Here is a 1845-nt window from a genome sequence, read left to right as displayed (position 1 = left end):
GGTAGTAGAATCCGGTATTCGACTACAATATTCGTTTGAGAAGCCGATTCTCAGTTACCAAATACGGAGTTCTTCATAATCTGCTGTAGCCGCGGCGAACATTAGCTACACCGTAGTAGATTTGATAAGATCGTCCAAATCTGATAGAAACGGCGTGCAAGATACAGAGGATGTAGTCAGCACAGCGATACCGTCAGAAAAACTCGGGTCGCCACATGGGGTGCCATGGTGCCTTACAGACAATCAGTTCACGCTCTTCGAAAGCTCAGCCCCTGCCTTGAATTTTACCCCGTCCGACGCACTCGAAGCGTTCATCAAGTGTAGCACAGGCGCATCCATCGCCACGTGCGTCAGGGACACCCGACCGCCACCGCCCCCTCCAGACCGGAACCGAAGAAAGTCACTCACCATAGGGTCCTCAGGGTTAAACGAGTCCGCCGAAAACACTCCCGCTTTGACCAACTCATCGACTGTTCCTGAGTCCATTCTCGCTCCTCGACGAGCACGCTCACTCAGCCTTGCTCGCGCCACTAAGTCACTGAGCACATCTCCATCAGCAGAGTAATCAAAGCAGCACTCGATACCAACCACCTGCGCTGCCCCGGCCATCGACAACACCGTCGTCGAATTCTCGTACAACGCAGCATCATCGATAATCCACCCACCCGAGTAGACGAGCTGCCCGTCGCTTCGCCCTCGACCCACGTACATGAGAGCCGGAACCATCTCCGGACACCCCGGAGGCTGAACCATCACCTGCGCGACTGTCAAGTCGACAATCCGACCCTGCGCATCTATTGTCGTCGGTGAGTCACGTGCTCGCTTCCCCCACGCATCCAACCCCTCCGGCTCGAACGGCTCACCCTCAGCCGGACACACCAACACAGACGCACCACCAGCAGACGGCGGAGAGTTCGTCACAACAATATGACCGTCAGCAGTGCGCTCAGTCCCGAGTCCACCGCCCGTCGCCACAGGCCCCGTCATCTCCGCGACAAAGTGGGGCGTTTCCCCGCACACCGCACCCGGGGACACAGTGGAGTCGTCATCGTCACAATCACCACTCTCATCCGGACCACTCGAACCGTGCTGATTTTTCCCCCACGAGTAAATCCTTCCCTCACCGTCGGACCGACCCGTCAGGTAGGCGAAGAGCCGCTTCGGTGTCACCGCCTCACGAATACTGCTGTTCCCACCCGGAACCTCAGCATCAGGCAGACACACTGAGAACCGCTCCGCAACAACAGGTTTCTGTTCAAGATACCTGAAAAGCTCCGCCTGCTCACCCGGACTGAACGACCCTGCTGTGTCAAACCCGACTGGTGGAAGCAAGTAATCTCCAACGAGGATATCGTTTCCGTCACCACCACCGTCAAGACCGAACGCGGCCCACTCACCGTCCTGAGCGTACTCTTGCGCTCGGACAACGTCTGCCTCTCTATCTACGACGTTCGCTAATGCCGCGACACAGGACTCATCTGAACACCGCTCGAGCACTGCCCGCATCTCGGCCAGCACTGCTTCCATGTCGCCCAACGCCTCAGTAATCTCTTTTTCCGTTTCCGGATTCCGCCCTGTCCGCGCACTCCGCTTCGATATCGACGTGGTAGCCGCAGTCGTCGCCTCTTCAAGTTGTGCGTCAAGTCGCGAGATGCGCCGGAACGTCTCATCGTCGTCGCCGATATCGTCGTCGATGATATCGCTGGGTCCCGCGATACTCCGATTACTCCGGGGCGAGTTGTAGTCCTCACCGCGAACGTCATCTTCAACGGCATCGGCATCGGCATCCTCGTCCCCGTCAGCCCGGATTGTAGACTTGTTACTCCGAGAGTTGTTGTAGTTCGC

Annotated in this window: 1 protein-coding gene; it reads right to left on the bottom strand. The window is 57.5% G+C overall.

The window, feature by feature from the left end; translation table 11 throughout:
- Window positions 1-243 precede the first annotated feature (243 nt).
- The coding region (locus tag DVK06_RS19400) for a hypothetical protein (RefSeq protein WP_233561781.1) at window positions 244-1845 on the bottom strand (1602 nt) is incomplete at its 5' end.

Origin of the sequence: Halorubrum sp. Atlit-28R, from assembly GCF_003665955.1 — an archaeon.
GTDB lineage: Archaea > Halobacteriota > Halobacteria > Halobacteriales > Haloferacaceae > Halorubrum > Halorubrum tropicale.
This window is presented reverse-complemented; position numbering and strand designations above follow the sequence as displayed.